The organism is Nonomuraea sp. 10N515B, assembly GCF_052245915.1.
Lineage (GTDB): Bacteria > Actinomycetota > Actinomycetes > Streptosporangiales > Streptosporangiaceae > Nonomuraea.
Genome location: NZ_JBQQBQ010000184.1, coordinates 1 through 1475, shown reverse-complemented (window position 1 = coordinate 1475; position 1475 = coordinate 1). Strand labels below are relative to the sequence as shown.

General features: G+C 67.8%; 1 protein-coding gene. It reads right to left on the bottom strand.

The window, feature by feature from the left end; genetic code table 11:
• Positions 1-151: 151 nt before the first annotated feature.
• Positions 152-1475, bottom strand: a 1324-nt coding sequence (locus ACTWQA_RS58905) for an RNA-guided endonuclease InsQ/TnpB family protein (RefSeq protein WP_443167481.1), incomplete at its 5' end; no start/stop codon positions are given.

The window sequence follows — 1475 nt, the reverse complement described above, 5'->3', positions numbered from 1 at the left end:
CCACCGCTATCAACCTCACCCGCATCGACGCCTGGCAGCAAGGTCACCGGCCCGAGCCCACTCGCGTCTCACACCTATGCCGCCTTCTCAAAGCCCACCCCGAATGAGAGATCCGCAACGGGGTCATGAATGGGGAGGATTCTCATGGCCGCTACGCCGCCACCCGTTGCGGGGTGGTGCGGGTAGTCCCGCCATGAGGTGCTTGACGCTTCACCGGCCCCAGTGGTGGTGCAGGGCCTCCACGTCCAGTGACCGCCTGTCCGGCGGCTGAGTTGTACCGGTACAACTGGGTGCGGGCGGCGTTGACGTCGGCGTTGCCGATCCACCCGCAGGCTGTGTTCTTGCACACGAACCGGGACTGACTCTCGCGGGAGCCTTCGATGATCGTGTGGCAGGCGTGGCATTCCTGGCTGGTGCCCGGCGCCGGGATGTAGGCGACCGTTCCGCCTTTGTCGGTGGCCTTGTAGGTGAGGAACTCGGCGGTGCGGCCCCATGCCTGTCCGGCGATGGCGCGGTTGAGGCCGCGTTTTTGGGCGACATTCTTGCCCGGTGCTTCGATGGTGCCGGCGGCGCTCGCCATCATGTTCGTGACCTTGAGGTCTTCGAGCACGATGACGTTGAACCGGTCGGTGAGCTGGGTGGTGGTCTGGTGCTGCCAGTCGATGGCCCGGCGTTTGGCTTTGGCGCGCAGGCGGGCGATCTGGTCGTAGGTTTGCTTCAGCCGGTTGCTGGTGCGCTGCCCGGGTTTCGCCGCTCGTTTCTGGCGGGCGGCCATGCGTTCCAGACGGAGCAGCCGCTGCTGTTCCCCGCCGGTCAGCCACTGGTCACGGTGGAAGATCTTCTCTCCGCCTGCCAAGGCGAGGGGCACGGCGATGCCCCGGTCGATCGCGGTGTGCGGCCCCGGATGCGGGGCGGGCACCGGTTGCTCGGTCTGGATACGGAACACGATGTGCCACCCGCCTGCCTCCTTCACCAGCCGCGCCCCGGTGATCTTCCCGTGCGGGCCGCCCTTCGTGACCCCCGGCAGGTCCTTGGTCCATCGGAAGCGGACCCGGCCGAGTTTGGGGATGGTGACCGCGCCCCACCGCCGGTTGATCCTGGTGATGTTCAGGTCTCGCGCCTGGGGGACGTCGACGGCCATCCGGGAGCGGTACCGGCTCTTGAATGTGGGGCGTTCGGCCGGGTGGTCGGGGTTGAAGTAGTTCGCCCACGCCTGCCGGTAGGTCTTCAGCACGGCCTGCGCCGCTTGAGCGGGCAGGTCGTTGAGCCAGTCGATCTCTTTGCGGGCGGCCCGGATGGCCTCGTCGCACTGGGCGAGGGAGGCGAACCGTCCCTGCCGGAAGGTGAAGAACTCGTGAAAGTCGGCCCGGAGCGCGGTTCTGGCCTCTCGGCCAGCCCGTTTCTCCGGACCGCTTCCCGCACCCGCCGTGCGCCTCTCAACGCAACGGGCGCTCCACAAGCCCCGCTTGTGTCCG